23 protein-coding genes are annotated in these 26,516 nt (G+C 43.6%); 9 read left to right on the top strand and 14 right to left on the bottom strand.

Annotated elements, in window-relative coordinates:
- Position 1: 1 nt before the first annotated feature.
- The 3 genes from fdnG to rbr form a co-directional block, all read right to left on the bottom strand.
- Positions 2-3,049: a formate dehydrogenase-N subunit alpha gene (gene fdnG / locus DESME_RS01185; protein ID WP_156922746.1), complete on the bottom strand. Its 3,048-nt coding sequence runs from the start codon at positions 3,047-3,049 to the stop codon at positions 2-4.
- A 207-nt stretch (positions 3,050-3,256) separates the two neighbouring features.
- Positions 3,257-4,444 (bottom strand): cache domain-containing protein, encoded by a 1,188-nt coding sequence (locus DESME_RS01175; protein ID WP_006716295.1) that lies wholly within the window; start codon positions 4,442-4,444, stop codon positions 3,257-3,259.
- Between the two features lie 158 nt (positions 4,445-4,602).
- Positions 4,603-5,190: a rubrerythrin gene (gene rbr, locus DESME_RS01170; RefSeq protein WP_006716294.1), complete on the bottom strand. Its 588-nt coding sequence runs from the start codon at positions 5,188-5,190 to the stop codon at positions 4,603-4,605.
- Between the two features lie 137 nt (positions 5,191-5,327).
- Here rbr and DESME_RS01165 point away from each other — a divergent pair, with 137 nt between their 5' ends.
- The 3 genes from DESME_RS01165 to DESME_RS01155 are packed head-to-tail and all read left to right on the top strand — an operon-like array spanning position 5,328 to position 9,359.
- Positions 5,328-6,560: an MFS transporter gene (locus DESME_RS01165; protein WP_006716293.1), complete on the top strand. Its 1,233-nt coding sequence runs from the start codon at positions 5,328-5,330 to the stop codon at positions 6,558-6,560.
- Between the two features lie 31 nt (positions 6,561-6,591).
- Positions 6,592-7,185, top strand: coding sequence for an NUDIX domain-containing protein (locus DESME_RS01160; protein WP_006716292.1), 594 nt, complete (start codon positions 6,592-6,594; stop codon positions 7,183-7,185).
- Positions 7,186-7,232: 47 nt separating this feature from the next.
- Positions 7,233-9,359, top strand: a complete 2,127-nt coding sequence (locus DESME_RS01155) for a transglycosylase domain-containing protein (protein WP_242837436.1) — start codon at positions 7,233-7,235, stop codon at positions 9,357-9,359.
- Between the two features lie 77 nt (positions 9,360-9,436).
- Here the strand turns inward: DESME_RS01155 and DESME_RS01150 are convergent, their stop codons facing one another.
- From DESME_RS01150 to DESME_RS01135, 4 genes are all read right to left on the bottom strand, one after another.
- Entirely contained in the window at positions 9,437-10,282 is an 846-nt protein-coding gene (locus tag DESME_RS01150; RefSeq protein WP_006716290.1) for an alpha/beta hydrolase, read from the bottom strand.
- 19 nt (positions 10,283-10,301) lie between these two features.
- Positions 10,302-10,499 (bottom strand): hypothetical protein, encoded by a 198-nt coding sequence (locus tag DESME_RS15980; protein ID WP_167998817.1) that lies wholly within the window; start codon positions 10,497-10,499, stop codon positions 10,302-10,304.
- Positions 10,500-10,571: 72 nt separating this feature from the next.
- Positions 10,572-11,309: a M48 family metallopeptidase gene (locus DESME_RS01140; protein ID WP_006716288.1), complete on the bottom strand. Its 738-nt coding sequence runs from the start codon at positions 11,307-11,309 to the stop codon at positions 10,572-10,574.
- A complete protein-coding gene (locus DESME_RS01135) occupies positions 11,300-11,824 on the bottom strand; it encodes a nitroreductase family protein (protein WP_006716287.1) in 525 nt (174 codons plus the stop codon). Before DESME_RS01135 ends, DESME_RS01140 begins: the two co-directional genes overlap by 10 nt.
- Positions 11,825-12,236: 412 nt before the next feature.
- Here DESME_RS01135 and DESME_RS01130 point away from each other — a divergent pair, with 412 nt between their 5' ends.
- The 4 genes from DESME_RS01130 (at position 12,237) to DESME_RS01115 (ending at position 15,715) form a co-directional block, all read left to right on the top strand.
- Positions 12,237-13,235: a substrate-binding domain-containing protein gene (locus DESME_RS01130; RefSeq protein ID WP_006716286.1), complete on the top strand. Its 999-nt coding sequence runs from the start codon at positions 12,237-12,239 to the stop codon at positions 13,233-13,235.
- A gap of 85 nt (positions 13,236-13,320) precedes the next feature.
- Positions 13,321-14,223: an ABC transporter substrate-binding protein gene (locus tag DESME_RS01125; RefSeq protein WP_006716285.1), complete on the top strand. Its 903-nt coding sequence runs from the start codon at positions 13,321-13,323 to the stop codon at positions 14,221-14,223.
- A gap of 33 nt (positions 14,224-14,256) precedes the next feature.
- A complete protein-coding gene (locus DESME_RS01120; protein WP_006716284.1) occupies positions 14,257-14,955 on the top strand; it encodes an ABC transporter permease in 699 nt (232 codons plus the stop codon).
- A 4-nt stretch (positions 14,956-14,959) separates the two neighbouring features.
- Positions 14,960-15,715 (top strand): ABC transporter ATP-binding protein, encoded by a 756-nt coding sequence (locus tag DESME_RS01115; RefSeq protein WP_006716283.1) that lies wholly within the window; start codon positions 14,960-14,962, stop codon positions 15,713-15,715.
- A 62-nt stretch (positions 15,716-15,777) separates the two neighbouring features.
- On the opposite strand, the gene DESME_RS01110 is transcribed toward DESME_RS01115, so the two are convergent.
- The 5 genes from DESME_RS01110 to DESME_RS01090 all read right to left on the bottom strand — a co-directional run bounded on the left by DESME_RS01110 (position 15,778) and on the right by DESME_RS01090 (position 22,621).
- Positions 15,778-16,941 (bottom strand): iron-containing alcohol dehydrogenase, encoded by a 1,164-nt coding sequence (locus DESME_RS01110; protein WP_006716282.1) that lies wholly within the window; start codon positions 16,939-16,941, stop codon positions 15,778-15,780.
- Between the two features lie 282 nt (positions 16,942-17,223).
- Positions 17,224-19,131, bottom strand: coding sequence for a molybdopterin biosynthesis protein (locus DESME_RS01105; RefSeq protein ID WP_006716281.1), 1,908 nt, complete (start codon positions 19,129-19,131; stop codon positions 17,224-17,226).
- A gap of 42 nt (positions 19,132-19,173) precedes the next feature.
- Positions 19,174-20,415, bottom strand: coding sequence for a molybdopterin molybdotransferase MoeA (locus tag DESME_RS01100; protein WP_006716280.1), 1,242 nt, complete (start codon positions 20,413-20,415; stop codon positions 19,174-19,176).
- 88 nt (positions 20,416-20,503) lie between these two features.
- Positions 20,504-20,728 (bottom strand): MoaD/ThiS family protein, encoded by a 225-nt coding sequence (locus DESME_RS01095; RefSeq protein ID WP_006716279.1) that lies wholly within the window; start codon positions 20,726-20,728, stop codon positions 20,504-20,506.
- An 87-nt stretch (positions 20,729-20,815) separates the two neighbouring features.
- Positions 20,816-22,621, bottom strand: a complete 1,806-nt coding sequence (locus tag DESME_RS01090; protein ID WP_006716278.1) for an aldehyde ferredoxin oxidoreductase family protein — start codon at positions 22,619-22,621, stop codon at positions 20,816-20,818.
- A 287-nt stretch (positions 22,622-22,908) separates the two neighbouring features.
- Between DESME_RS01090 and DESME_RS01085 the strand changes: the two genes are divergently transcribed.
- Positions 22,909-24,786: a sigma-54-dependent Fis family transcriptional regulator gene (locus DESME_RS01085; RefSeq protein ID WP_006716277.1), complete on the top strand. Its 1,878-nt coding sequence runs from the start codon at positions 22,909-22,911 to the stop codon at positions 24,784-24,786.
- A gap of 76 nt (positions 24,787-24,862) precedes the next feature.
- Here the strand turns inward: DESME_RS01085 and mobB are convergent, their stop codons facing one another.
- Positions 24,863-25,384 carry a molybdopterin-guanine dinucleotide biosynthesis protein B gene (gene mobB, locus DESME_RS01080; RefSeq protein WP_006716276.1) on the bottom strand — a complete coding sequence of 174 codons (522 nt, stop codon included), beginning with the start codon at positions 25,382-25,384 and terminating at the stop codon, positions 24,863-24,865.
- A gap of 115 nt (positions 25,385-25,499) precedes the next feature.
- Here mobB and DESME_RS01075 point away from each other — a divergent pair, with 115 nt between their 5' ends.
- Positions 25,500-25,763, top strand: a complete 264-nt coding sequence (locus DESME_RS01075) for a MoaD-like domain-containing protein (RefSeq protein WP_006716275.1) — start codon at positions 25,500-25,502, stop codon at positions 25,761-25,763.
- A 20-nt stretch (positions 25,764-25,783) separates the two neighbouring features.
- On the opposite strand, the gene DESME_RS01070 is transcribed toward DESME_RS01075, so the two are convergent.
- On the bottom strand, positions 25,784-26,476 hold the full coding sequence (locus DESME_RS01070) for a HesA/MoeB/ThiF family protein (RefSeq protein ID WP_006716274.1): 693 nt from the start codon (positions 26,474-26,476) through the stop codon (positions 25,784-25,786).
- Positions 26,477-26,516 lie beyond the last annotated feature (40 nt).

Below are 26,516 nucleotides of genomic sequence, written 5' to 3'. Positions count from 1 at the left end.
CTTAAGCCCTCCTTATATTGACCAGACATACTTTGGTCTCAGGAGTTCCTGCCCCGGGGTCAAGTGAGGCAATCGTTAATTCATTCGTACTCGGCCCAGGGCTTAAGCTGGCAAATCCCCAACTCCAAGGCATACCAATGGTTTCTGTATCTTTGCCATTTGTCTTATAGGTCTGAAGTCGATCCGTCACTAGGCATCGCACCGTCACTTTGCCCCGCGCTGAGGAAACTTCAACCCTATCTCCCTCTTTGGCACCGATCTTTTGGGCTAAATTTTTACTGATCTCAGCAAATGGCTCAGGCATCAATTCATTCAGCCAAGGAATATTACGAGTAATTCCCCCTGCACAGAAATGCTCTACAACACCATAGGTCGTTAATACATAAGGATAATCTTCAGGCTTACCGCGTTTCTGAATTTCTGGGAAAGCTGAGGGTACAATTGCCGTAGGACTCGCCGATACATTCGGATGTAAAAGGTTAACCGTTGGACTTTCAGTCGGTTCATAGAACTCAGGAATCGGTCCATCAACACAAAGTGCTGCTGGACGAATACCGATTACAGGCTGCCCTGGAACCGGCAGAGTCGCGATCATTCCACTCGTATATTTGGCAGCAAAGAGGCGACCAACCCCTTCCGGATTCATCCGAAAGCTCTGCCTTCCTTGGGGAGTATCCGGTCCTTTTGTCTTATCCGCAACATCGGCTCCATCATTCCCGGCCCAAACCTGATTGGCAGCATCCCACCAGACAAGCTTCCGCTTTGGATCAAGCGGTTGACCTTGCGCATCACAAGAGGCTCTGTTATATAAAATCCGAATATTGCCTGGCCAAGCATAGCTCCACCCATTAAAAATCCCCAAACCAGATGGATCATCATTTTTTCGGCGAGCCGCTAAATTCCCATTTCCTGTGACACCGGCATAAATCCAGCATCCTGTAGACACAGTACCCACAGGAGCATTAAGATAACTAGCCAACGTCGGTAAAACCTTTCCGGTCGTCTCATCATAACCATTGATCTCCTGAAGAACCTTCAACGCACTCGGTTCTTCTCCATAATCCCAACGTGCATGTAAAATCGGGGCATCCTTCTCTTCTGTACTTCCTTCATACAGCTTTCGAACCCGCTTAAAAAGCGCATCGATAATATCAAGATCAGGTTTAGCCTCGCCTAGAGGTTTAATCGCCGCATCCTTCCATTGAATCCAACGTGAAGAATTGGTCAGAGAACCTGCTTTCTCATAAACAAAAGCTGCCGGGAACATGATCACCTCAGTTTGGATTTCCTCAGGCTTAACTCCGGGTTCCCGCCAGAACTGAGCCGTTTCGATTTCATAGAGGTCGGAAACCACAAGCATATCTAATTTTTTTAAAGCGGAACGGACGAGTTGGCGATTGGCAATGGATACTAAGGAGTTCGAACCGAAATTAAAGAGAAGCTTAAATTGACCTTTCTCCATAAGTTCAAAGACTTTAACCATTGTTGCATTTGTGGCTGGGTTATTTTTGGGCAAATAACTAAAATCGTAATCATTTTCTTTTGTGGCATTTTCACCATACCATGCTTTAAGCAGAGCAACGATTGGTTTTTCTTGGACGGAACCATTCCGTACCAGATAATTCTGAAGCGTTTTATCCGTACTAATAGGATGGGGGAGATAACCTGGGAGACTGTTAAAGAGGTTCGCCATATCGGTTGAGCCTTGGACATTGGGTTCTCCACGGAGAGCATTAATTCCGCCGCCAGCTTTACCAATATTGCCTAATAGCAACTGAATAACAGCATACGCACGAATTCCTTGAACCGCAGTTGTGTGTTGAGTCATTCCTAAAGCGTAAAGAATACTCCCCGGGCGGGCAGCACAGAAAGTCTCGGCGATCTCTTGAATCTTCGTTGCCGGAATTCCCGTTATTTCCTCAGCGGTTTCAAAGGTATAACGAGAGTAATGTTCCTTGAGCTTACTCAAAACACAGTCAGGATCCTCGAAGGACGTCGCCTTTAAAGGCGTGTTATCTGCTCCAAGTTGATAACTCCAGCTATCGACCCCATATTTATTTGTTTTGGAATCGAATCCTGAAAAGAGCCCTTCTTCAAATTTATACTCTTTATTTAATTTTAAAAGAGCATTCGTATTGTTCTTCAGATACTCTTCATCGTATAGCTTGTTTTCAATAATATAACGTATGATTGCTCCTAAATAGGCAATATCTGTTCCTGGACGAATCTGAGCAAAGACATCCGCTTGTGAGGCTGTACGTGTGAATCGAGGGTCAACGACGATGATTTTCGCCCCATGTTCTTTGGCCCGATTAATCCAGCGCATCGCGATCGGATGGTTTTCAGCACAGTTCGAACCTGCAATAAGGAACACTTGAGAATTTTGTAAATCTGACCATGAGTTGGTCATTGCACCGCGGCCAAATGATGGTGACAAACTTGCCACCGTGGGAGCGTGTCATATACGGGCCTGATGTTCATTATAGGGTGTACCCAAAACTCGACAAAACTTGGAGAAAATATAGGACTCTTCATTATCGACTTCAGCAGAACCGAGGAAAGCAATTCCCTCTACACGATTCACTGGGAACTCTTCCATCTCTCCAGTCTTAGCATTCTTTATTGGATCAGTGGCTTTCCAAGAAGAATCCCTGACCTCTTTTGTTTTCTTAGCAACTCGATCCAGAGCTTCCTCCCAAGAAATATCCTCCCAGTAATCGGAACCAGGTGCCCTACGTCGAGGCTTCGTCACCCGATCTGATGAATAAGCAACACTACGCAAACTGGCCGCTTTAGGACATAAGGTCCCTCCATTGGTTGGATGATCTGGGTCTCCTTCCAAATGAATAAGCTTACCTTCCTTAACGTAAAGAAGCAGACCACAGCCTCCAGAGCAAAAGTGACAAATACTTGGGATCTTTTGGCTACCCTCAATTTTTAGGTCATACCCTTGTGCCCGAGCAACATCTGGTTCAAAACCAAGCCCTGTCACTAACGCAGCCAGTGACGCTCCCGAAAGCTTCAGGAAATTACGACGGGATACCTCCATCTTTCATCCTTCCTCCTCTTTTTCTCAAGATAGTTTAATCTTTCACAAAACCTGAATTTTCTGAAAACGTAGAATGTATATTTATCTTACCGTTAGTCTCAAGTGCTGTCACGATTATGAATATAATGAAAGCAAAAAAGAGGTTATGTAAATTAAGAAAAGGCTTGTGTTCACAAGCCTTTGAGGATTTTACTTATTCTAAACTCATTAATCCAGGTTTTCTTTAGTCGACCAAATACGAACCGGGCGACCGACCGTCCCATATTTTAATTTTGAGGTCAATAATCCTCTCTCTTCCAAAAACTCGAGATACCGTCTTACCGTTACTCGGGTTAATTTTACCCCTTCAGCAACCTCCTCTGCTGAAACAAAACCCTGTTGATCGACGAAGAAATGAGTAATCTGTTTCAGTGTTTCTTTATTCAAACCTTTGGGTAATTTATGCTCACTTAAGTATCTTTCATGTTCTATAAACGTATTCTGTGCTTCAATTAGTACGGCTTGTTCAAAACACGTCTCTTCAGGACTAATCTCTGAAGTATGACCAGTCTCTGTCACCTCTACCTGATTCTCTATCCCGATTTCTTGTCCCTTCTCAGGAATTTCCGTTTGATTCTCTAATCCTTTAGTGACATTTTCCAATCGTTCGATCATCTGATTAAATGCCGAAGCCAACTCTCCAATCTCTTTAGGACCAGAGATATCCACTTTTTCTGTCACATGACCTGTCGCCAAATCCCGTGTCCCAAGGGTAATGTTTCGAAGAGGACGAATAATCACTTTTTCGACAAAAAGCCAAGCCAGTATTCCGACAAGAAGAGTTATTCCTCCACCAATGGCAGCAGTCTGCCAAAGAGAATTAACGATAAGATCTTTCGTATAACTCCGTGAGATCCCCACATAAAACATCCCTACGATGTTCCCATAAGCATCTCGAATCGGTTCATAAGCTGTTTGATAGGTTTCACCAACTACATTAGCTTCTCCCAAGAAGACTTCACCATTTTTAAGGACTTTTTGAGCAACAACATCCGAAACTTTTGTTCCAAGTGCTCTTTCCCCATCCGAGCTTCTCACTGTAGTCGCAACGCGTGTATCATTAAGAAAGACAGTCACCGTATCACCTGTTAACGTTGATAAGTAATCCACGAGATTATTATTAAAGGCAATCTCTTTTTTTCCCTTAAATAAAGACCCGTTCTCTACTTTCCAATCTCCGGGATATTGGAGATCAATTATTTCCGTACAGGTGGCCAAATCCGATTGGGCCTTGATAATGGCTGCCGAAATCGCCCTTTCTTGCATATGAGAGCCAAAAATAAGAATAAAGCTAGTCGCCAGAAGCAATAACGAAGTTATCAATGAAAACAATATCTGTTGACGAAGTGAACGCATACCTGAGCCCCTATTCTCGTTTTTTATTAGAACCCATCAAATTATCAATACGCACTACTAAATAATACCATTCAAATATATTATAACACCTATTACCCTTAATTAAGTTAAAAAGGTTCAGAAGAGATTGTATCTTCTGAACCTTCGAGCGAGATCCGTTAATAGTCTTGCGGAAGCTCTTGAAAATATCCTTTGGGATGTTTACAGGCTGGACAGGTATCGGGAGCTTCAGGGCCTTCATGAACATAGCCGCAATTTGTACATTTCCACGTGGTTGGAGATTCCTTTTTATAAAGGGTTCCTTTTTCGAGTTTCTCTGCCAAATCTTCAAAACGTTTCATATGATGCTCTTCCACTTCAGCAATTTCTCGAAAGACAAGGGCAATACCTTTAAACCCTTCCTGCTCCGCAATCTCTGCAGCTTTTGTGTAAATAACTTCCCATTCTTCACGCTCCCCTTCAGCTGCCGCTCTGAGGCTCGTCAAAGTATCCTTATACACAAGCGGATAATCCGCATCAACATGAAATCCATTTGTTTCTCCCTGAGAATGGGCGTTTAAGAGCTTGTAAAAGACTTTGGCATGCTCTTTTTCATTATCCGCCGTCGATTCAAACACCTGTTGAACAAATTGATGGCCTTCATTTTTAGCGATACTCGCGAAGAAAGTATAGCGATTCCGAGCTTGGGATTCACCAGCAAAAGCATTGGCCAGATTTTGAAAGGTTTGGGTTTTGCTAAATTCCACGGAAATACCCCCCATCTTTAATCTTAAATATGATTATTTACTCTTTTTTAATTTTTCCCTTCTGAACAACTTATATTATGTGATATATTTTAACTTACTATGAGAATGTTAATAATTTAGAAATGGGAATGTTGATCATGAAAATAAATAGACTAGCTACATACTTGCAAAAATCAGAAATTCCCCCTCCTGTCCTTATCCTCGTTCTAGGCGGTTTTATCCAGTCCACTGGAAACTCATTGATGTGGCCTTTAAATAGTCTCTTTATGTATAATGTTCTCGGTCGAACGCTTACAGAAGCAGGCATGCTCATATCTGCTCAAGCTTTGACTACACTTCTCGGCCAGTTTGTCAGCGGATTTCTAGCTGACCGCTTTGGAGCAATGCGAATGATGCACTTTGGCTTTATTGGAGCCATCATATCGTTAGGACTCATTGCACGCTTCCCTGTTTGGGAGGTTTATGCACCCGGGCTACTTGGCTTCGGGCTTTCCATTGCTTTTATCTTTGTCCCGCTCAATGCCCTGATCTCTCAGCTTTGGCCTGAAGGGGGACGGCGCGGCTTTAATCTTCTCTATGTATTCAACAATGCGGGAGTTGCAGTCGGCACCGCTCTAGGCGGGGTTGTCGCTAATTACTCTTTCCGATTAATATTCCTCTTTAATGCACTTGCTTTTTCTATTTATCTTATCTTCATCCTCGTGGGAGTTCCTGCAAAAAATGGCGTAAATACAAATGCGACTTCAAGGCGATCCCGTCAAACTTTAAGCCATGATCTTAGTTTTCCCGTTCTTCTCTCCCTCAGCGGTGGAATCCTAATGGTCTGGGCTGCCTATATCCAGCTTCCCACTGTCTTACCCGTTATCATGACTCAACTTGGTTTTTCCTTACCTCAATATAGTATCCTCTGGACCCTGAATGGGATCTTTATCGTCACCTTACAACCGTTTATCCAGTGGATCATCCGACATTGGGCTCACAGCTTTACTCGTCAATTCTACCTTTCGTGTCTTTTAATCGGAATCTCGTTTGTCATCTTACTTGCTCAATTTCCTTATTATTCGTACCTTCTCGCCATGCTAGTTTTAACTCTAGGTGAAATGCTCATCTTTCCTGCAGTCCCTGCTGCCGCTGCTCAGATAGCACCGAAAGGAAAAGCCGCAACGTATCAAGGGATTGCTGCTGGGGCTGCCTCAGGAGGACGGGTACTTGGCCCCTTATTTGGAGGCTTAGTTTTTGACTATTGGGGCGGACAAATAATTTGGATTCTCGCATTAAGTTTTATCGGAATATCCATTTTCGCTTTTTTCCTTTATCAACGTGCTGTGCGAAACTTCCAGCATCTAATCCCTCTTAACCCCGAGACTTAATTTTATTGAGTATAAAAAGGAAGGGACCACTATGTCACATCCAATCATCACCTATAACTTTTGCCCCCAGTGTGGCAAACCCTTAATCCAAGGTCAATTTTCCAAACAGAATTACCCGTATTGTCCAGATTGCTCTTTTGTACATTGGGGAGAATTCTCCTTAGGCGTTGGGGGAATCGTTTGGCGCGAAAATAAAGTTCTCCTCGTTCAAAGAGCTCAGAATCCCGGCAAAGGAAACTGGACGATTCCCGGAGGATTTGTTGATCAAAGAGAGCGCATATCCGAAGCTATCGTCCGCGAGCTTCAGGAAGAAACGGGACTCGAAACAGAACCTGTTTCCCTAATTGCCTTGCGCGACCGTCCTGGGAATAAACATGACTTATATATGGTTTTTATTCTCCGCTACATCGCGGGTGAATTACAACCTGAGCTCGAAGAAGTGAGTCAAATCGGTTTCTTCACAATAGAAGAATGCAGAAAACTCCCACTCGCTCACCTCAGCCTGAGTGTCATAGAGGCCTCTCAAACTCAGTTAAGTGGTTTCATCCCTGTCCACGGAATTCAACTCATCGGTGAAAAATCAGTCCTCTATCAAGTCCCCACCCCCATAAGGCAGGATATCTAACCGTATAATTACTGTAATCAATCAAAGGAGGTTAACCCTTGAAAAGTTTGCTAGAGGATATTAAAGCCTTTCTGAGGCGAATCACCCATCCAATTTATTCCTCTCAGTTTTGGCGAAAGCCAAAGTTTTGGAAAGGGTTCTCATTAATTGTCCTCCTTCTTTTTATCCTCGGTTCCAGTTCCTTCACTTTATGGATGTTGTCTTTAGATGTCAGCAAACTCCAAAGTCCACTGGCTCGACCGACCTATATTTATGATCAAAATGGGGATAAGGTTTCTGAACTCTCTTCCTCAAAAATTGACCCCGTTTCGCTTGAAAAAGTTCCGCAAACGCTGCGTGACGCAGTCATTGATACAGAGGATCGACGTTTTTATGAACACAATGGAGTTGATCTTTGGTCAATCATGCGCGCTTTGTCCCGTGATTTACAAACGGGTGATTTTTCCGAAGGGGGAAGTACGATTACCCAGCAACTAGCCAAAAACCTCTTTTTACCTTCGGATAAAACGATCAGCAGAAAGATTACCGAAGCCGCTTATGCCCTTAAAATCGAACTCACCTTGAGCAAAGATCAAATCCTTGAAGAATACCTTAATCAAATTTATTTTGGGGAAGGCCAGTGGGGAATTCAAAACGCTGCTCGGTATTATTTTGGGAAAAACGTTGAAGGCCTCAACTTGGAAGAGTCAGCTCTGCTCGCAGGACTACCTCAGGCTCCGAGCATCTATTCTCCACTAAACGATAAAGAAAAAGCCCTTGAACGTCGCAACCTAGTCCTTTCTTTAATGAACGACCAAGGCAATATCACTGACGCTGAATATCAACGGGCACGCTCTGCTCCGATTACCCTCCGTAAAGGATCACTCAATAATCTCTCTGGAAAATTTGCTCCCTATGTCGATTGTGTGATTGAGGAAGCGATCTCACGCTACGGTTTTACTGAAGATCAGCTTCTAACCGGCGGGTTGCAAATTTATACTGCAATGGATCCAAAGGTTCAACTCGCAGCAGAGACAGTGTATAAAAATGACCAGTACTTTCCTTCTGGGAAATCAGATCAAAGCGTCCAAAGTGGGATAGCGATTCTTGATCAGCATACTGGAGGAATACGAGGACTCGTCGGTTACCGTGGGGAAAGCGCGTTTCGTTCCTTTAACCATGCCACTCAACTTAAACGGCAACCAGGTTCCGCAATTAAACCCTTAACCGTATACGGTCCAGCCCTGGAGAAAGGGTATACGCCCTTCTCTCAACTCTATGACGGGCCCCTCAGCATCAATGGTTACACCCCTCAGGACTATGATTATCAAAACCGGGGCGAAGTGACCATGGAGGAAGCTCTTCAATATTCTTGGAACATCCCTGCAGTCTGGCTTTTAAACGAAATTGGCTTGGATACAGGCCTGTCCTTTGGTCAAAAGGCAGGCCTTCCTCTCACAGAGAAAGACAAGACATTGAGTCTTGCGCTTGGTGGAATATCGGACGGAGTTTCTCCCTTACAAATGGCTCAAGCTTACGGAACGTTCGCCAATCTCGGCACGATGAATAAAGCCTATGCAATTACTAAAATCACCTCTGAAGAGGGTTATGTCTTTGCTCAAATGGAACCGGAATCAGTGCAAGTGACCAGTCCTCAAAACGCCTATACCATGACCCAGCTTTTAGAAAACGTCGTCGATAATGGAACGGGTAAAAATGCCGAAATAGGACGACCTACTGCAGGTAAAACAGGTTCCGTAGAACTTCCCCACACTCAAGAATTCTCTGGAATTACAAAGGGTTCTAAAGATGTCTGGTTCGTGGGTTATACCCCTGAACTTACCGCCGCCATTTGGATGGGCTATGATAAAACCGACCGCAACCATTATCTCTCAACCTCTGGAGGAACTGAGCCAGCTAGTGTTTTCCGCGAAGTACTCTCTAAAGCCTTGAAGACTGCTCCCATAACAAACTTTGAAGTCCCCTTAGGGTATACAGACCCTTGGCAATCCAACCCATTTGACTCCTTTGGAGATCAAAAGAATAATAGCAAAAATAAAAATGATAAAAATTCCGAGAAAACACCCTCACAGAATTGGAAAGATCGTCTCTTCAAACGCTTCGGTCTTGACTCGAATTCCTTCGATTCCTGGTTTAACTCAGGCAATGGGAAAAAGAAGGACTCGCAAAAATAGCAACTCACTGTTTCTTTCTCTATAAGGTCGAAAAAAGCATGAACCTGGTCTAAATGTATAAACCAGGTTCATGCTTTTTAACTAATATTTCGCCATACTCTATTCTCAAGCCAATTCAAAATATCCTTCCAAACAATTTCTCGCTCGGGTTCTTGAATCAGCTCATGATAGAGTCCATCGTAAAACTTAAGCTCTTTATCTTCTGAGGAAATCCGGTCAAAAATATATGCTGAAGACTGATAAGGAATAATTCGATCAGCTCGTCCATGTAAGAAAAGGCAGGGTAACCGATAGTTTTCTACTTTCCGTTTAGCCGCGTTAACTCCGCGATAGATAAACTCATAGTAAAAGCCCACAGTAGCATATTCAAGGAGCAGCGGATCCGACTTCGAATGTTTTTGAACTTCGAGATTACGGGTCGCTCGCTGGGAAAGGACCTGATAAATCTTATATCGATGGAAGTATTTATTGAGGAATTCGAATAAAAAATCGGGGATCATCGCAGTTCCCACGGGTTTCCCAACCGCCGCACCCGTAAAAATCTGTCCCTCCAGTTTCTCGGGGTATAAAATTCCATAATGGAACGCAATGAGGCCTCCCAGGCTGTGACCAAACATATAAAGGGGAAGCATAGGATGCTTCTCGTGAATAAAGTTCACCACAGCATCTAAATCCTCTAAGAAAAACTCAAATTGCTCAAGATGCCCCCGTTCTTCCTCGGAGTGACCATGTCCACGATGATCTAAAGCATAGACCCCATAGCCGTGCTCTACCAAAAACTGCATTAAGCCCAGATAATATCCAGAATGCTCCGCATACCCGTGGCTAATAATAACTATTCCCTTTTCTTGATCGGGATGTTCCTCACAATAAAAGACCTTTACCCCTTGAGTCGTTACAAGATACGAGTATTCGCTTGCCATATATACTCCTTTGAACGGATCAAACTCTGTACACATTTTCTAACTGTACCCTTGACGCTTTTTTTGCCTTAGGCTCACGTACATCAAGGCAGAGATTACCCAGCTTTGAAGGGTAAGGCCCCCGCACAACAAGCAAAGGCACACCCGGTTTGCTGGTATGTTCTACATAATCTCCTTTTGTGATAGGTACACCTATATCATTTAAAAGATCGCCCAACGAATATTGATGGTCCACGTTCCTCTTCCTATCTTGTTCCAAGTTTTCCCATCTTACGTTACTCATTTGCGCTTAAAGTGTGAGCCTATCTCCATTCACCTTTAACCAATGGCGGCAAACATCATAGTCTGAGCAATATTGACCCACAACGTCCCAAAAAGAGGGGGAGTGGTTCATATGCTTCAAATGAGCTAACTCATGTATGATCAGATAATCTATGACCTGCTCTGGCGCTAGGATGACTCGCCAATTTAAATTGATGTTCCCTTTACTGGAGCAACTTCCCCATCGTGTTTTCTGTTCCTTGAGCCGAAATGCCTTATAACTTACACCCATTTGAGCACTTACTTGATCTAATTTAGTCTGGAAAACTTCACGAGCTTTTCGCTTCAACCACTGACCTAAGATTTCCCGAGTTGCTTCGTTTTGATTTTCTAGGGCAATCCCTTCAGGTAACCGAATCTCGATTTTTTTCTCTTCCTTAAGATAACGCAGCCTCATCGTTTTCTGATTTGTTTTCATGATCTTAAGTTCAAGACTCTGACCTAAGACGGATAAAGCCTCTCCATCCTGATATTGCCGTTTAGGAATATTGAGTAACTCCTCCTGAATTTTTACCCAGTGAGCTAGTATCCAGTCCTGATTAGCTTCGACAAATTCTCGAATTTCTCGTTTAGTCGCTTTGCAGGGTGCGGTTACCCTCACCTTGTCTCGTCCAATGCGAAGGCTCAAACGTTTTGAACGAGAATTCTTACGTTCTTCATAAGGGATAACTGTTCCCTGTATATTAAGTGATGTGGCTATTTCCATTTTTCATAAAAAACAATTTCATCGATGCTTTTCCGTGGCCGAGGTCTTCTCTCTTCACTCGCATATCCTAGCGGTGTAAATGCAACCACACGCACATCTTCAGGGATGTTGAGAGCCTCACGCGCCTTATCCTCATGGAACCACCCTTCCCAGCAGGTTCCCAACCCTTGCTCAGTAGCTGCTAATACGAGATGTTCCATGGCCAAACCTGCATCAAGCATCATGAAATCCTTATCTTCCCATACCTCTGACTCACTAGGTACGGCACAAAGAACAATTGCAATGGGTGCTTGCACAAGCACTTTTCGGCCAGGATTCGCTTCCGTCATCGTTTCCGCTAGAGCTTGACGCGTTTCCAGGTCCTTAACAATAATAAACCGCCAGCACTGCAGGTTCTTCCAGGAGGGAGCCAACCGGGCGCACTCCAGAACGTAGTTTAACTTTTCCGGTTTCACCGGAGTGGATGCATATGAACGCAAACTTCTTCTCTTTTGTACGATCTCTAAAAATTCCATCTTTTTCTCTCCTCCTAAATCTAAGCTCTTCTCAATTGATTCTCTATCTAAATTTTAAATTCTCTACACACGCTTAAAATCCTCTTGCTAAATCTCTTATCTTGCACACCCTTATAAAAATAAATCCCCCCTAAGCAGTTATGCCTAAGGAGGTATAATAGGAAGGAGGGTTTTTGGAAAAAGATTGTATCTATAGAATAACGGAGAGATGTGGTAAGACTATGAGGAAAAAGTGAACTTTCCATGAACTTTATATTACTCAACTCCAACTCAGCTTAACATTATGGAGTCATATTAGTTCTCATCAAACACAACTACATCATACTAAAGCTCATGATTTTCCCACATTTCTCTTGATTATTTCCCAATTCTGCTTTAAGCTTAAAATGTCTGAACGAAAGGGGATTATTTCATGGAAAGTTCTTCTCCGCTTACGGTTGAAGAAGCCGCTCAACTCCTTAAAGTTTCCAAATATACGATTTATGAATTAATTAAACGCGGAGAAATTCCTGCACAACGAATTGGACGACAAATCAGAATAGATCCTGATACGTTATTCAACTCCCTTCATCGAAGTGATCAGAATAATAATCCAACAACTAAAACTTTTGAACCAGAAAATCCTGATTTGAACCAAGTACCACCAACAGATCAAAATTCAAACTCAATAAACCCAACTTCGAATTTCAAGAGCGAAACGCCTTTGAATAATTTAGTTTTTATCGGCAGCCATGATCCTGTCGTCGAGCTTTTTGCTGATTTCTGGAAGCATGCTTCTACTCCCTTTGAACTCCATTTAGAATTTAAAGGAAGCATGGAAGGTCTAATGGCGCTTTACCATAATCAAGCCCAAATTTCTGGAATCCACCTTTGGGATGAAAACACTCAGGAATATAATCTTCCCTATATCCATTATGTCATACCCGGTGAACCCGTCACCCTCATCAACTTGGTTCAACGCATCCAAGGATTTATTATCCAACCCGGAAATCCTTGGAAACTAAAGTCCTGGGAAGATTTAACTCAAAAGGGCTTACGTTTTGTTAATCGTCAAAAAGGCTCGGGGACACGGCTCAAGTTGGATTCTTACTTAAATAAGGCCAAAATTACACCCGCAGAAATTCAAGGATATACTCAAGAAGTAGATACTCATATGGATATCGCGAGCTGTGTCGCTAATAACCAAGCTGATGTAGGCATCGGGGTCCAATCTGCAGCACACCGAATGGGGCTCGATTTCATCCCGCTTTTTCACGAGCGCTATGATCTTGTCCTTTTACCCGAAAAAATGCCAACTGAAGCCTTGCAACACATCTTGACGATTTTAAAATCTCCCGCCTTTCATAACGCGATTGAGCGTCAAGTCGGGTATGATACCTCATTGACAGGAAAAATTCTATATCAAAACTAACCCAACAGAATCATTCATAAATACGTTTTATATCTAATAAGTAAATGATATAAAAAATTACCCCAATAAGAGAGGAGTTAGATTTATGTTTTCTAAGATTACATCTCGTAAAACCTTCTCCACCCTGTTAGTTACCCTTATGATTCTCATGCTTGCTTTAACTGGTTGCGGTACAAGTCAGCCTGCTCAACCTCAAGCCGCCGCTACCCCGACTCCAGCCAATCCGGATTTAATTCTTGCGACGACGACAAGTACACAGGATAGCGGCCTATTGGATGTTCTCCTCCCTGAATTCGAAAAGAAAACCGGTTATAAAGTAAAAACAGTTGCTGTTGGAACAGGTGCAGCTCTCACCATGGGTGAAAAAGGAGAAGCCGATGTTCTCTTGGTTCACGCTCCAAGTTCAGAAAAAAAACTTGTCGATAATCAAACTGCAATTAATTATAACCTCGTCATGCATAATGACTTTATTTTAGTTGGACCAGCCAATGACCCTGCGAAGATCAAAGAAGCGAAGACTTCAATGGACGCTTATAAAGCCATTGCAGCTAGCCAATCTACTTTTATCTCCCGCGGTGATGATTCTGGGACAGACAAAGCGGAAAAAGCCATTTGGACCAAAGCCAACATCAAACCTGCTGGACAATGGTACCAAGAAAGTGGTACTGGCATGGGACAAACTTTAACGATTGCCTCAGATAAAGGAGCTTATACGTTTACTGATCGCGCTACCTATCTTTCCACACAAAAAAATCTAAAACTTGAAATTCTCTTCCAAGGTGATGCTTCCCTTCTTAATATTTATCACGTGATGCAAGTCAACCCTGAAAAATTCCCGAAAGTAAATGCCGATGGAGCTAAGGCCTTCGTTGATTTCATGGTCGCACCAGATACCCAAAAAATCATCAGTGACTTTGGTAAGGATAAATTTGGACAATCCCTCTTCTTCCCTGATGCAGGTAAAAAGATGGAGGATTTAGGTAAGTAGGTAAATAATTAAGGGGGAAGGGGCGGAAATTCAATGGAAATGATCGGACAAGGGATTCTTGAAGCCCTCCGCCTTCTTACGACTGGTGATCCTGAGGTTTTAGGAGTCGCTTTCTTAACTCTTAAAGTCTCAGGAACTGCAACCCTCATCAGCCTTCTCATCGGCATTCCTCTAGGCATTATACTTGCATTAAAAGAATTCCCAGGACGCAAATTCATTTTAAGTCTAGTGAATGCAGGAATGGGACTTCCCCCTGTGGTTGTAGGGCTCTGGGTCTCCATCTTTCTTTGGCGGTCCGGTCCTTTTGGTTATTTAAATATTATGTATACCCCGATCGCAATCATCATTGCCCAAGCTGTGATTGCTTCTCCGCTGGTTATCGGCTTAACCAGCGCCGCTCTACAACAAACGGATCCGAAACTCAGGCTCCAAATCAAAGCACTCGGTACCACTCGCCTACAGTATCTCTGGCTTCTCCTGAAAGAAGTTCGGTTTGCAATTATGGCAGCGATCATTGCCGGTTTTGGAGCTGTCGTTTCTGAGGTGGGGGCCTCAATGGCTGTCGGGGGAAACATCAAAGGCCAGACCCGCGTGTTAACAACGGCGACAGTGCTTGAAGTTTCCAAAGGAAACTTTGATATTGCCATTGCCTTAAGCATTATTTTATGTCTACTGTCCTATTTCGTAACCCTCTTTTTAACTCATCTTCAGCAAAAAAATCAAGGAGCATAGATTGATGCTGAGAGCGCAAAACCTGTGTTGGCACAAAAACGAGAAAGCTATTCTCGAACATATTCAATTTGAGCTTCATCCAGGGGAATGTCTTGGGCTCATCGGTCCGAATGGGTCAGGGAAAAGCAGCTTGCTTAAAATCCTCGCTTTTCTCGAACCTCCAACCTCTGGTGAACTGTGGTTTCAAGGACAAACAATCCCTAAGTTAGCCCCCCTGGAGATCCGACGCAAAATTGCCATTGCCTTTCAAGACGCTCTTTTGCTCAACACCAGTGTTTGGGAAAATATTGCGATCGGCTTAAAAATCCGCTCTGTTCCTAAATCCGAAATCCGGGAACGCGTTAATTATTGGCTTCAGCAATTTGGAATCGTCCATCTTGCGAAACAGCCTGCCCGCTCTCTTTCGGGTGGAGAAGCCCAACGGGTCAGTTTAGCGCGGGCTTTAGTCTTAAATCCAAACGTTCTCTTTCTAGACGAACCGTTCTCTGCTTTAGATGCTCCGACCAAGGAAAGCTTAAGAACCGATCTTGTAAAGATATTTCATTCAACCCAAGTCACGACGGTCATCGTCAGTCACGATTTTGAAGACATTGAACGGTTGACCCAAAGAGCGTTAATTCTAATTCAAGGACAGATTGTCGCAGATGCTGAACCGGCTACACTTCTAGCAACACCTCAGACCCCTGAGGTGGATCAATTTCTTTCGTATTGGCGTAATACCAGAAGGTTAAACTCAATCTCAGATCAATCCAGCTCCTGAGTGCAAAAGCGGACCGAAGTTTAAACTTCGGTCCGCTTTTTTCTACCCTAAAAACTTAATCCTTAAAATGCATTTTTATAGATTTTAATAACATCTTCTAATTTAGCCAGCCGTGGATTTGTCAAACTGCACGCATCTTTCATTGCATTTTCAGCCATCAATTTGAGATCTTCTTCTTTTACACCGAGCTCTGTAAGACCGCTCGGAATATTAACATCCTTCGACAACGTAGCAATCGCCGTCAATGCCTTTTCAGCTGCTTCCCGTGATGACAAACCTTGGACGTTTTCACCCAATGCTTCCGCAATATCTACAAAACGCTCAACATTACCAATGAGGTTATAACGAGAGACATGGGGTAAAAGAATAGCATTGCATACACCATGAGGAAGATTATAAAATCCTCCCAATTGATGAGCCATCGCATGAACATACCCTAGGCTTGCATTATTAAAGGCCATTCCAGCCATAAATTGTGCGTAGGCCATTTGATCCCGTGCTTCGAAATCATTACCATTGGCCACTGCTCGCCGAAGGTACTTACTGATGAGTTTCATAGACATCAAGGCCGCCGAATCCGTAACAGGTGTAGCTGCTGTTGAAACATAAGCTTCGACGGCATGAGTTAACGCATCCATTCCTGTCGCCGCCGTTAAAGAAGCTGGCATTCCCATCATTAACAAGGGGTCGTTGATGGAGACGTTTGGAGTCGTATGCCAATCAACGATCGCCATTTTAATATGGCGCGAGCTATCCGTAATAATACAAAAACGAGTCATCTCGCTGGCTGTCCCAGCCGTTGTATTGATTGCGATCATCGGCACCATAGGCTTCTCGGATTGATCTACTCCCTCATAATCTTGAATCTCGCCGCCATTTCCTGTAACGAGTCCAATTCCCTTTGCACAATCGTGAGAAGAACCTCCACCTAGGGAGACAATCATATTACAACCTTCCTTTATGAAGACCGCAACTCCATCATGAACATTTTTATCTGTTGGATTAGGTTCCGCTCCAGGGTAGATGACAACCTTAACTCCTTCTGCTTCGATAATATCCGCGATTTGCTTTGCCATCCCTGCTTTGTTTAGGTAATCATCTGTCACTAAAAGAGCAACTTTTCCACCTAAAATCTTCGCTTGTTTTCCTGCTTCTTGGACAGCGCCCGCTCCCATAAGGTTAACCGTTGGCATAAAATACCCATAGACTTGATGAACAACGCTCATAATATTTCCTCCTCAATCTTTTTTATAGAGTGTTTAGCCTAATATTATTGCAAATAGTATGCCAATTATAAAAATAATTAGAAATAATCTTATATTATAAAAACTCAGATAAATCAGTTTTCGTACTTTTTAGTACAACGTCCTTTAAATCATATCCTAAAAATTTGTTCTAGACTTGAACATTCGTATCTGAACACTGCTCCAAATTGGAACGCCCAAAAGCTTAAGAAAGGAGGTACTTATCACGTTTGATAAGTACCTCCTTTCTTAAGTTTTATCTTCTCATCGAATAAATTTTCCCATATCTCGGACATCATATCCACCGAGACTCAATACTTCTTCTTTAAAAGCATCATTATGAACAATTGAAATCAGCGCTTGCATTTTTAAATCTTCAAGATATTCCGCCGGGATGGCAAGATCATAGCGCTCTTCTCCAATTGGAACGAAATCAAGCCCCAACGATTGAGCTGCACTCTGGATTCCTAAACCAACATCAGCAGACCCTGAAGCCACCCCGACGGCAACGTTAAGGTGAGTAAATTCTTCCCGCTCATAACCGAGAATGTCTTCCTTGGAGATTCCTTTTTGATTCAACAAATAGTCAAGAAGCACTCGCGTTCCAGAACCCCCCTGACGATTGATGAAGCGTATTCCCGAGCGAGCCAAATCTTCTAACTTTGTAAGATTTAGCGGATTCCCTTTGGCAACCATCAAACCCTGAGTACGATAAACCAAATTCATTAAGACAATATCCCGCCCGGGTAAAAGCCGTTCAAGGTAAGAACGGTTATAATCCCCAGTCTCCGGATCGAGAAGATGGATACCCGCAAAATGCGCTTCTCCCTTACGCAGCGCCAAAATTCCACCCAAACTACCAACATGGGCTGAGGCAATCGATTCATTTTTGCCTCGAGCTTTAAGATAACTGCTTAAAATATCAATCGCTAAATCATGAGATCCAATGCAAACAAGGGTTTCTCCAAGTTCCTCCACCGGCCGCAAAAGCTCGACAGGAACCGTCTCTCCTTCATGATACCCTTCCTGCAAACGAGGAACACGAAGGATACCATCAGCACGAACAAGACTCATCGTTACGCCCGCTCCGCGATTAAGGGGTGTTGCTATCCAACGCTCTCCAACTTTACCCACCTTAACACGCACGAATTCCTCACTGCCAAGGCTGGAAAACACCTTCTTAGTCACAACAACATCTAAGGTCAAAGGGGTTTTCTTTATGAACCCAAGTAAATACTTAACCCAAGGCTCAAGGAAAAGCTGAGCCGTAATAAAGGCTGATACGGGATAACCAGGAATTCCAATCGCAGGTTTGCCATGGACTTCTCCCAAAATAACAGGTTTTCCGGGCTTAATCGCTACCCCATGAAGATAAACTGCCCCATATTTGTCAATGATCCGAGAGGTATAATCATCCCGTCCTTGTGAAGACCCTGCAATGAAGACTAAAATATCCTGAGACTCCGCCATTTCCAGCAAGGCATTTTCCAATTTTTCAGGGCGATCAGCGGTGATTGGCCAAATCGTGCCCACGCCTCCCCATTCCTCAACGAGAGAAGTAAGGACAGTCGAGTTACTATCCACAATATCCCCCACCTCAAGAGGGGTCCCTGGACTGCGAATTTCATCACCGGTGGGAAGAATCCCGACACGAGGCTTCCGTCGCACGGTTACCTCCAAAACTCCAGCTGCGATCAATGCTCCTTGGTCTTGAGGACGAATTCGGTGATTCACGGGAAGTAATACTTCACCTTCAACAATATCTTCGCCTACAGAGCGCACATTATCCCAGGGAACAACGGAATTTTGAAGAAGAATTCCTTGTTCACCTTGTTCCAATACTTCTTCCAACATGACAACCGTATCCATGTCAGCTGGAAGTGGATCTCCGGTATCGACCTGAATGGCTTCACTTTCCCATTTAAGCCAACGCGGTTCGCGTTCAGATATTCCAAACGTATCTTTCGCACGAATCGCATAACCATCCATAGCTGAAGCAGGATAATGAGGTGAACTCCGATTCGCTCTCACTGTTTCACCCGTGACCCGGTTTAATGCCTTCCGCACATCAACTTTCTCATTCTCTGGAAAGCATGTATATGCGAGCCTTCCCATCATCAGTTCTAACGCCTCTTGCCAGGCTTTATTCTCCAAATAAATCTGACGTTCCATCTCTTATCCTTTTCCTCCTCAGGTTTATATCCGAGTTTCGACCTAACGCAAAATGCGAACCTTCACGCGTTTACCAGCTTCGATTCCTTCGGTATCTAAATCAATATGAACAATTCCATCAGCGAGTACCATTGTTCGAATCAGGCCTGATTTCCCGCGAATCGGTTCAATTCGCCAATCTTTACCGTCAGGTAAAAGACGAACACGCACGAATTCCTCTCGTCCACTCCCTGAGTAGATGTTTTGGGTCAGTGTGCCCTCAGGTTCAGGATAGCTTTGATTTCTCAAAACGGAAACATCCAGCCACGGGCGAACCACGCAGTCAAACACAACCATAGCTGAAGCGGGATGTCCAGGTAAGCCAAAGATTAATTTTCCGTCGACGACTCCACCGATTGCGGGTTTCCCCGGACGAAGAGCTAAACCATGGAACAACAAACCTGGTTTCCCCAGTTCTTCAATAAGTTGCGCTGAAAAATCACGAACTCCCACCGAACTACCACCGGAAAGGATGACCACATCATTTTCCTTTATCATCTTTTGAAGCATTTGCCGTAATTCCTCAGCATCATCCTTCACGATTCCATAATACTTTGCCTCGGCACCCGCCTCTAAGGCCTGACCTAACAAAGTATACCCATTGATATCTCGAGACTCAGCGGGAGCTGGATTGACCTCAGGGGATATAATCTCATCTCCTGTAGACATAATTCCAACCTTAAAACGAGGAAGAACAGGGACGAAAATTACGCCTTGAGAAGCGAGTAACCCCATCTCCTGTGGGCGAATTTTCGTAAACCGAGAGATAATAACTTCTCCTTCACTCAAATCTTCCCCAATATCAATCAAATTCTCCGCCGGAGCGATCGGCTTGCCTACTCCATAAAGTCCCTGTCCGAAATCTTCTAAATGCTCAACCATAACAACAGCATCTGCACCCTCAGGAAGCATTCCTCCCGTTGGAATAAGCATTCCTTCACCCGGTTTGAGCGATTCCACGGGAGCAATTCCCATGTAGACCTCTCCCAGGCACTGTATGAGAGCAGGCATACTCTCACTGGCACCAAATGTATCACTTGCTCGTACAGCTAAGCCATCCACCGTTGATTTACGATAATGGGGTACAGGAGCAGTCACTTTAATATCCTTAGCTAAGATTCGGCCGAAAGACTCCGTTAACGAAACTTCTTCGCTTCGTTCATAAAAGGACTGAACATACGGTTTCAGGGTCTCAGCTACCTCCGCTAAAGTTTTAACCTTAAATAATTCACTACGACTTCCCATATTCAATACACCTTTCATCTGCTCGATTAAATTATCTCCTAACGCATTATCCTAGAGACGCAGATGATAAAGAAAACTTGTGAGTTCATTATCCTCCTCCGACTGGTGGGAAAAGCGAAAGGGTATCCCCCTCTTCCAAGATACGATCTTCCTTTGCATCCCGTCCGTTTACTAAACAAATAGCCACTTCTTCCGGAGCTATTCCTAGGGATTGCAAAACATCCCCGACCTGACTTTCTTCCGGGAATTCTCGCTCTTCCACCTTAAATCGTCCCTCTCGAAACGTTGCAAAGAGCTTAATTTTCACATTCATGAACAGTTTCTCCTTTAAAAGAAGAGACCTCGTAAGGTCTCTTTCTTTTACTTCTCCAATAAATTTTAACCAATTTTCACAAAAATATTACATGTTCAAGGCACTGAGATGCTCAGGAGTAGGCACTCCCTCTTCATCCCACCCGCGAACACTATAATACTCCGGCAAGAGTTCTTCGAGTCTATTAACCTGTCCCTTGGAAGGTCCATCTACAATCGGATCATCAAGTAACCGTTTGGGTAGACTGTCATCTGCTTTCGTATAACCCACACGCAAATTATGAAGGCGTTCGTTATTCCAAATTCGTTCTCCACATTGCAGAAGCTCTTCTTCAGAATAACCGAACCCTGTCACAGCATTAACAAGTTGGGTATATTCCGATAGCCCCAGGGCAAAGGAAGAGAAGAGACAAAGACCAATTGAATCAATGACTCCAGTAAGATCCTGAAAAATCTTGGCCCAAGCTGCTTTTCCCTCAATCGCGAAACGATCAATTTTTTCAGGAAGCCCAAGGATCTCCGGCGAAATCATATATGCGCGGACATGGCATCCCCCACGATTATTCGTTGCATACGCTAATCCTTGCCCTTGTACACCGCGTGGATCATATGCCGGAAGCTCCTGTTTTTTAACTGACATCGATAGCTCGGGAGCACCATAGCTTTCAGCAAAGCGATAAGAACCTAAGGCCATTTTGGCGCCTAAACCTTCCGCAAAAGCGATTTTCCGAACCCACTCAACCATTCCTGCCACATTTCCGAACTCTAAAGGAGTTCCACCCAACTCCTCAGGTTTGATATATCCCCGTTGAAATAACTCCATTCCGGCTGCAATCGTTCCCCCTACAGAAATGGTATCTAATCCATACTTATTACAAAGGTCATTCGCTTGATGAATGGCATCATAGTCATGAATTCCACAGTCCGAACCAAAAACCCATACCGTTTCATACTCAGGACCCGCGCCTTCGCCTTCTCCTTCACCTTCATCCCATTTACAATAACGTCCACAAGCAATGGGACAACGATAACATGGATGTTTTTTAATGAGATGCTTATCCGTCATTGTCTCACCACTAATTTTATCAGCATCCTCATCATACGATTCTTGGAAATTGTTAACAGGATAAACCCCATTTTCATTAATAATATTAACCAAGATGGCACTTCCATAGGTAGGCAATCCCTGGCCTGTAACTCCATTTTCCCGAATTTTCTTCAATACATCAGTAAGAACGGCTTTCATACCCTCAGGATCTGCATTTTCCACTTTTCCTGTACCCCGGACGATGATTCCTTTAACCTTTTTGGATCCCATAACAGCACCGACGCCATTACGTCCTGCTGCGCGATAAAGGTCATTCATGACTGCAGCCATATAGGATAGCTTCTCACCGGCAGGACCGATTGTTAAGACTTTCGCTTGATCATCTCCGAACTCTTGCTTGAGAAGCGCTGAAGTTTCATAAACATCTTTTCCCCAAAGATGGTCAGCTTCCTTAATCTCCACCTGATCATCTTTAATGGAGATATAAACAGGAGTAGATGCTGCCCCTTCTAAGATGAGCATATCGTATCCTGCAAACTTAAGTTGGGGTCCCCAAAATCCTCCGGAATTCGAGGAAGCTAACGTACTATTAAGAGGGGATTTTGTTACCACCATAAAACGACCCGAGGTCGGTGCATTCGTTCCCGTCAGTGCACCTGTAGCAATAAATAGTTTATTATCAGGTGAAAAGGGATCCACATCCGTTGCCACTTCATCCGTATACATTTTACCAGCGAGACCGCGCCCACCCAAGTACTTTTTAGCCATTTCTAGATTTAAAGTTTCAGTATTACTCGTTCTATCCGTTAAATTGATCCGTAAAATTTTCCCGGTATAACCGCCCATTTCTTTTCCTCCTTTTAGCTCTTTAAACTTCTTCAGTGTTATTTTTATATATTGCAAAAATTATGCCAATATAAACAATTGGATCTAGCGGTTCTTACCCTTCTTTTCTTTATTCAGGTTGTCCTTTCCCGATACAGTTAACTGTATCGTTATGCTCTTTTTTGGAACACTTGTCTTAATAATCATGAATTATGCTAAATTAGGATGTTGTTTCACTCAAATGATTGTGATATTCTGACTTTATAGAATAAGAGCTATAGGTCGGATTTTGATAAGGAGAATATGTTATGAGTGAACATTGGGACAAGTTTCTTAACGGTAAACTAATTGAAACTGACGTCACTCCCGTTATTTATCGCTCTTGGCAACGAAGTCTGAACTATAACGTTAATCGCTCACATATCTCTCAAAATATGATTCTATCAACGCCTCACTTACGTGAACTGCGAGATTCCCAAGAGGACTTAATTCGTGCCGCTGAACCGGTATTACCTTATATTTTTCAACTTCTAGTAACCTCGAATTATCATGTCCTTCTTAGTGACAAGAAAGGGTTTATTCTTGAAGCCAAAGGAGATGGCCCTTTTGTCAACAAAGCGGAAAGGATCCATTTATCCCCGGGAGTAAATTGGCGTGAAGACGTGAAGGGCACGAACGCGATTGGTACAGCACTTACGGAAAATATCCCTATCTCCATCTCCGGCTGGGAACATTATGTTAAAGAAAATCATTTTCTAACCTGTTGCGCTGCCCCCATCACAGGAATACAAGGGGATACCCTTGGCGTCATCGATATTAGTGGCGAATTTGGAAACAACCAAGAACGCATTTTGGAAATCGCCATGCTGGGAGCAAAAATGATTGAGCAAAATTTGCGTTCTCTAGATATTAATCGCCAACTCAGCTTCTATCAGCAAGGCGCGAAGTTAGCAATTGAATTACTCCAGCAAGGATTTATCTCCATTAATTACTCTGGAATCATTACCGACATTAACCCTATTGGCGCTTCTCTGCTCGGTCGAAAACGTGAAGACGTGATTGGCAAGCAGGTCAAAGAGGTCTTTAGCACCCCAAAGGGCTGGATTCTGAATCAAAAGGAATTAGATTTTCAATCTAAAAACTCAGCAGGTAACGAGATCATCTCTAAGCTCAAACCAATAACCGATGAATCAGGGAAATCTTTAGGTGCAGTTGGCACTGTGCAGTTAAACTTTAACCCAGAGCATTTTGCTGCAGGATGGGTTGGAAGTGGTTCAGTGTCTCGTCAGATTCTAGAAAAGGTCCAAAGGGCAGCCTTAACCCATTCTTCAATTCTTCTTCAAGGCGAGAGTGGGACGGGTAAAGAAATCATTGCCCAAATGATTCATAAACTGAGTCCTCATAAACAAGGGCCTTTTGTCGCCCTGAACTGTGCGGCCTTACCGGGTTCCCTCCTGGAAAGCGAACTATTTGGTTATGTAGACGGCGCCTTTACTGGAGCTCGCCGAGGTGGACAGCTTGGCAAATTTGAACTTGCTAACCAAGGCACAATTTTCTTAGACGAAATTGGCGATATGCCACTTACCGCACAAGTTGCTCTACTTCGGGTACTCCAGGAAAAGGAAGTTACCCGGATTGGCGATACAAAAACACATAAGATTGATGTCCGCGTTATCGTTGCCTCACACAAAGACCTCAATACCATGGTTGACAACCAAACATTCCGCCTTGATCTGTACTATCGCCTCAAGGTGATTTCCATTGAACTACCCCCGCTTCGTGAACGTCTTGAAGATATTCGTGAACTCGTGCCCTATTTCATCCAAAAGTCTTGTGCATTGCTTGGCCGGCCCCTTTTAGAAGTTGAGGAAGAGGTTTACCCCTATTTATTTGCCCATTCCTGGCCTGGGAATGTTCGCGAATTAGAGAACTGTATTGAGGGCATGGTTGCTCTAGCAAATACACCGATATTATCGCTCAACGATTTGCCCCTGGAATTAAGAACCCTTTCCCTCACTGAGTCCGAACCCTGTGAAACCCATGCTCTCCTGTTTCAACAAACCAGACAAACGATCATTGATGCACTCGCCCAAACCCAGGGCAAAATCGCGCCCGCAGCCCGAATCTTAGGCATTGGGCGAAATACGTTATACCGCAAGATCAAAGAAATGAATATTAATATATAGTTAAGAATGAGTCATCAAAAGCCAAGCTCCACATCACTTCAAGAACAAAGTGGTGTGGAGCTTGGCTTTTGATAGATTATCTTAAGTTGAACTTTTCTGCAATTAAATCACAAAGTCCTTTAGCATCATCTAACCCATAACATGGAACTCCGTTATTGAGTTGAACATCGGCTGCGATCGCCATGAGCTCTTCCGGCTCGCAAAGCAGTTCTTGATACACTTCAGAACGGAAAATCTCTATCTTTGCCTTATTCGCTCGCCGATAGCCTTCTGTAAAAATAAGATCTACTCCACGGACTCGACTGAGAACTTCATCTAAAGACTTATCTTCATCTACACTTTCTAAAATTGCAATTTTATTTGGAGATGAAATAACAACCATATCTGCACCCGCCTGAGCATGCCGCCAAGTATCCTTACCAGGCTTGTCCATATCAAAGCCATGCACATCGTGCTTTACAGTGGCTACCCGCCACCCTCTCCGTTTAGATTCTTTCAAAAGCTTCTCAAGTAACGTTGTTTTCCCCACATCCGATTTCCCGACCACCGATACCACCGGAATTTGCGTCTGATTCTGATTATCCATATCCGCTTCCATTGAATAGTCCTCCATTCTTCCACGATGACACCTAATCATAGCAATTTTATGGCATAATCATATCATGAGATGAGAAAACGTTTCAAGTTATGAGGAAAATAATAGGGAGGTTAGAATGTATCACTATACGCAAACCCTTGAAATGCGCGGAATAAAACGTCAGCTCTTTCTTGATTACTTTCTAGCCTTGGGAGGAAATCTAACTTCTTCAGAGCATATTCAAGGGCCTAACTGGAAAATTCATCTGGGTGCGGAACAAGCCATCAATTTAGGTTCGATTCGTCTTCCTGTCGTCCATATCACCTTTGAAGCGGATGAGGAAGCTGTTTTACATATGGTTCAAGCTTTCCGGTTTCGATTTCTTTCTGCAGGGGGCTGAAGTTTATAACCCTCTCTCTTTCAAATTGTCATTTCAAACCGTTCAAATTCCATGGACAGCAGATCAACCTGTAACCAGGCGTGGCGTAAAGAAAGCGGAAGCCCCATTAAAATTTTTACTGCTTCAGCGACACTAAGACTCGCCAGAACCGCGGGTGTAAAAGCGGGGTTTCCCAACGTCCTTTCAATGCCTCGTTCTCCTCCACGGCTAAAAAGCTGAGCTACACTATAATCTCCCGGAAGACTCACACCCAAGAGTCCGTACCACCCTGCAATACTTGCAAAAACCAAAGGAATATTCATTTTATGACATACTCGTTCCAAAGCGACTCGAGCAGGTAACGAGTCTAAAGCGTCACAAACGAGATCTACCTCACGTAACAGATCTGCGCCATTATTTTCATCAAACCATTCTTTCACTAGGTCAACCTTTATTTCTGAATTAATACTGTATAATCGTTTTTGAGCAGCCTCAATTTTCCATTCCCCAAGATTCAGCTCGGTCGCCATAATTTGACGATTTAAATTACTGACCTCCAAGCGATCCGCATCAATAAGAATGAGATGTCCCACTCCTAAACGCGTCAGCTCCTCAGCGATATAGCCACCCAGCCCACCACATCCGATAATGGCCACAGTTGAGGACGCAAGCTTTAATTGATCTTTTTCAGAGATTGTTTGCCGGTTTCGTGAATAACGTTGTGACAGATCCATTCCTCACTCTCCTCCTTTAATCACCCATTTCTTTTCCTTT

This window comes from Desulfitobacterium metallireducens DSM 15288, assembly GCF_000231405.2.
Classification (GTDB): Bacteria; Bacillota; Desulfitobacteriia; order Desulfitobacteriales; family Desulfitobacteriaceae; genus Desulfitobacterium_A; species Desulfitobacterium_A metallireducens.
Note: the sequence above shows the minus strand (reverse complement) of the source record. Positions and strands in the feature narration are given on the sequence as shown.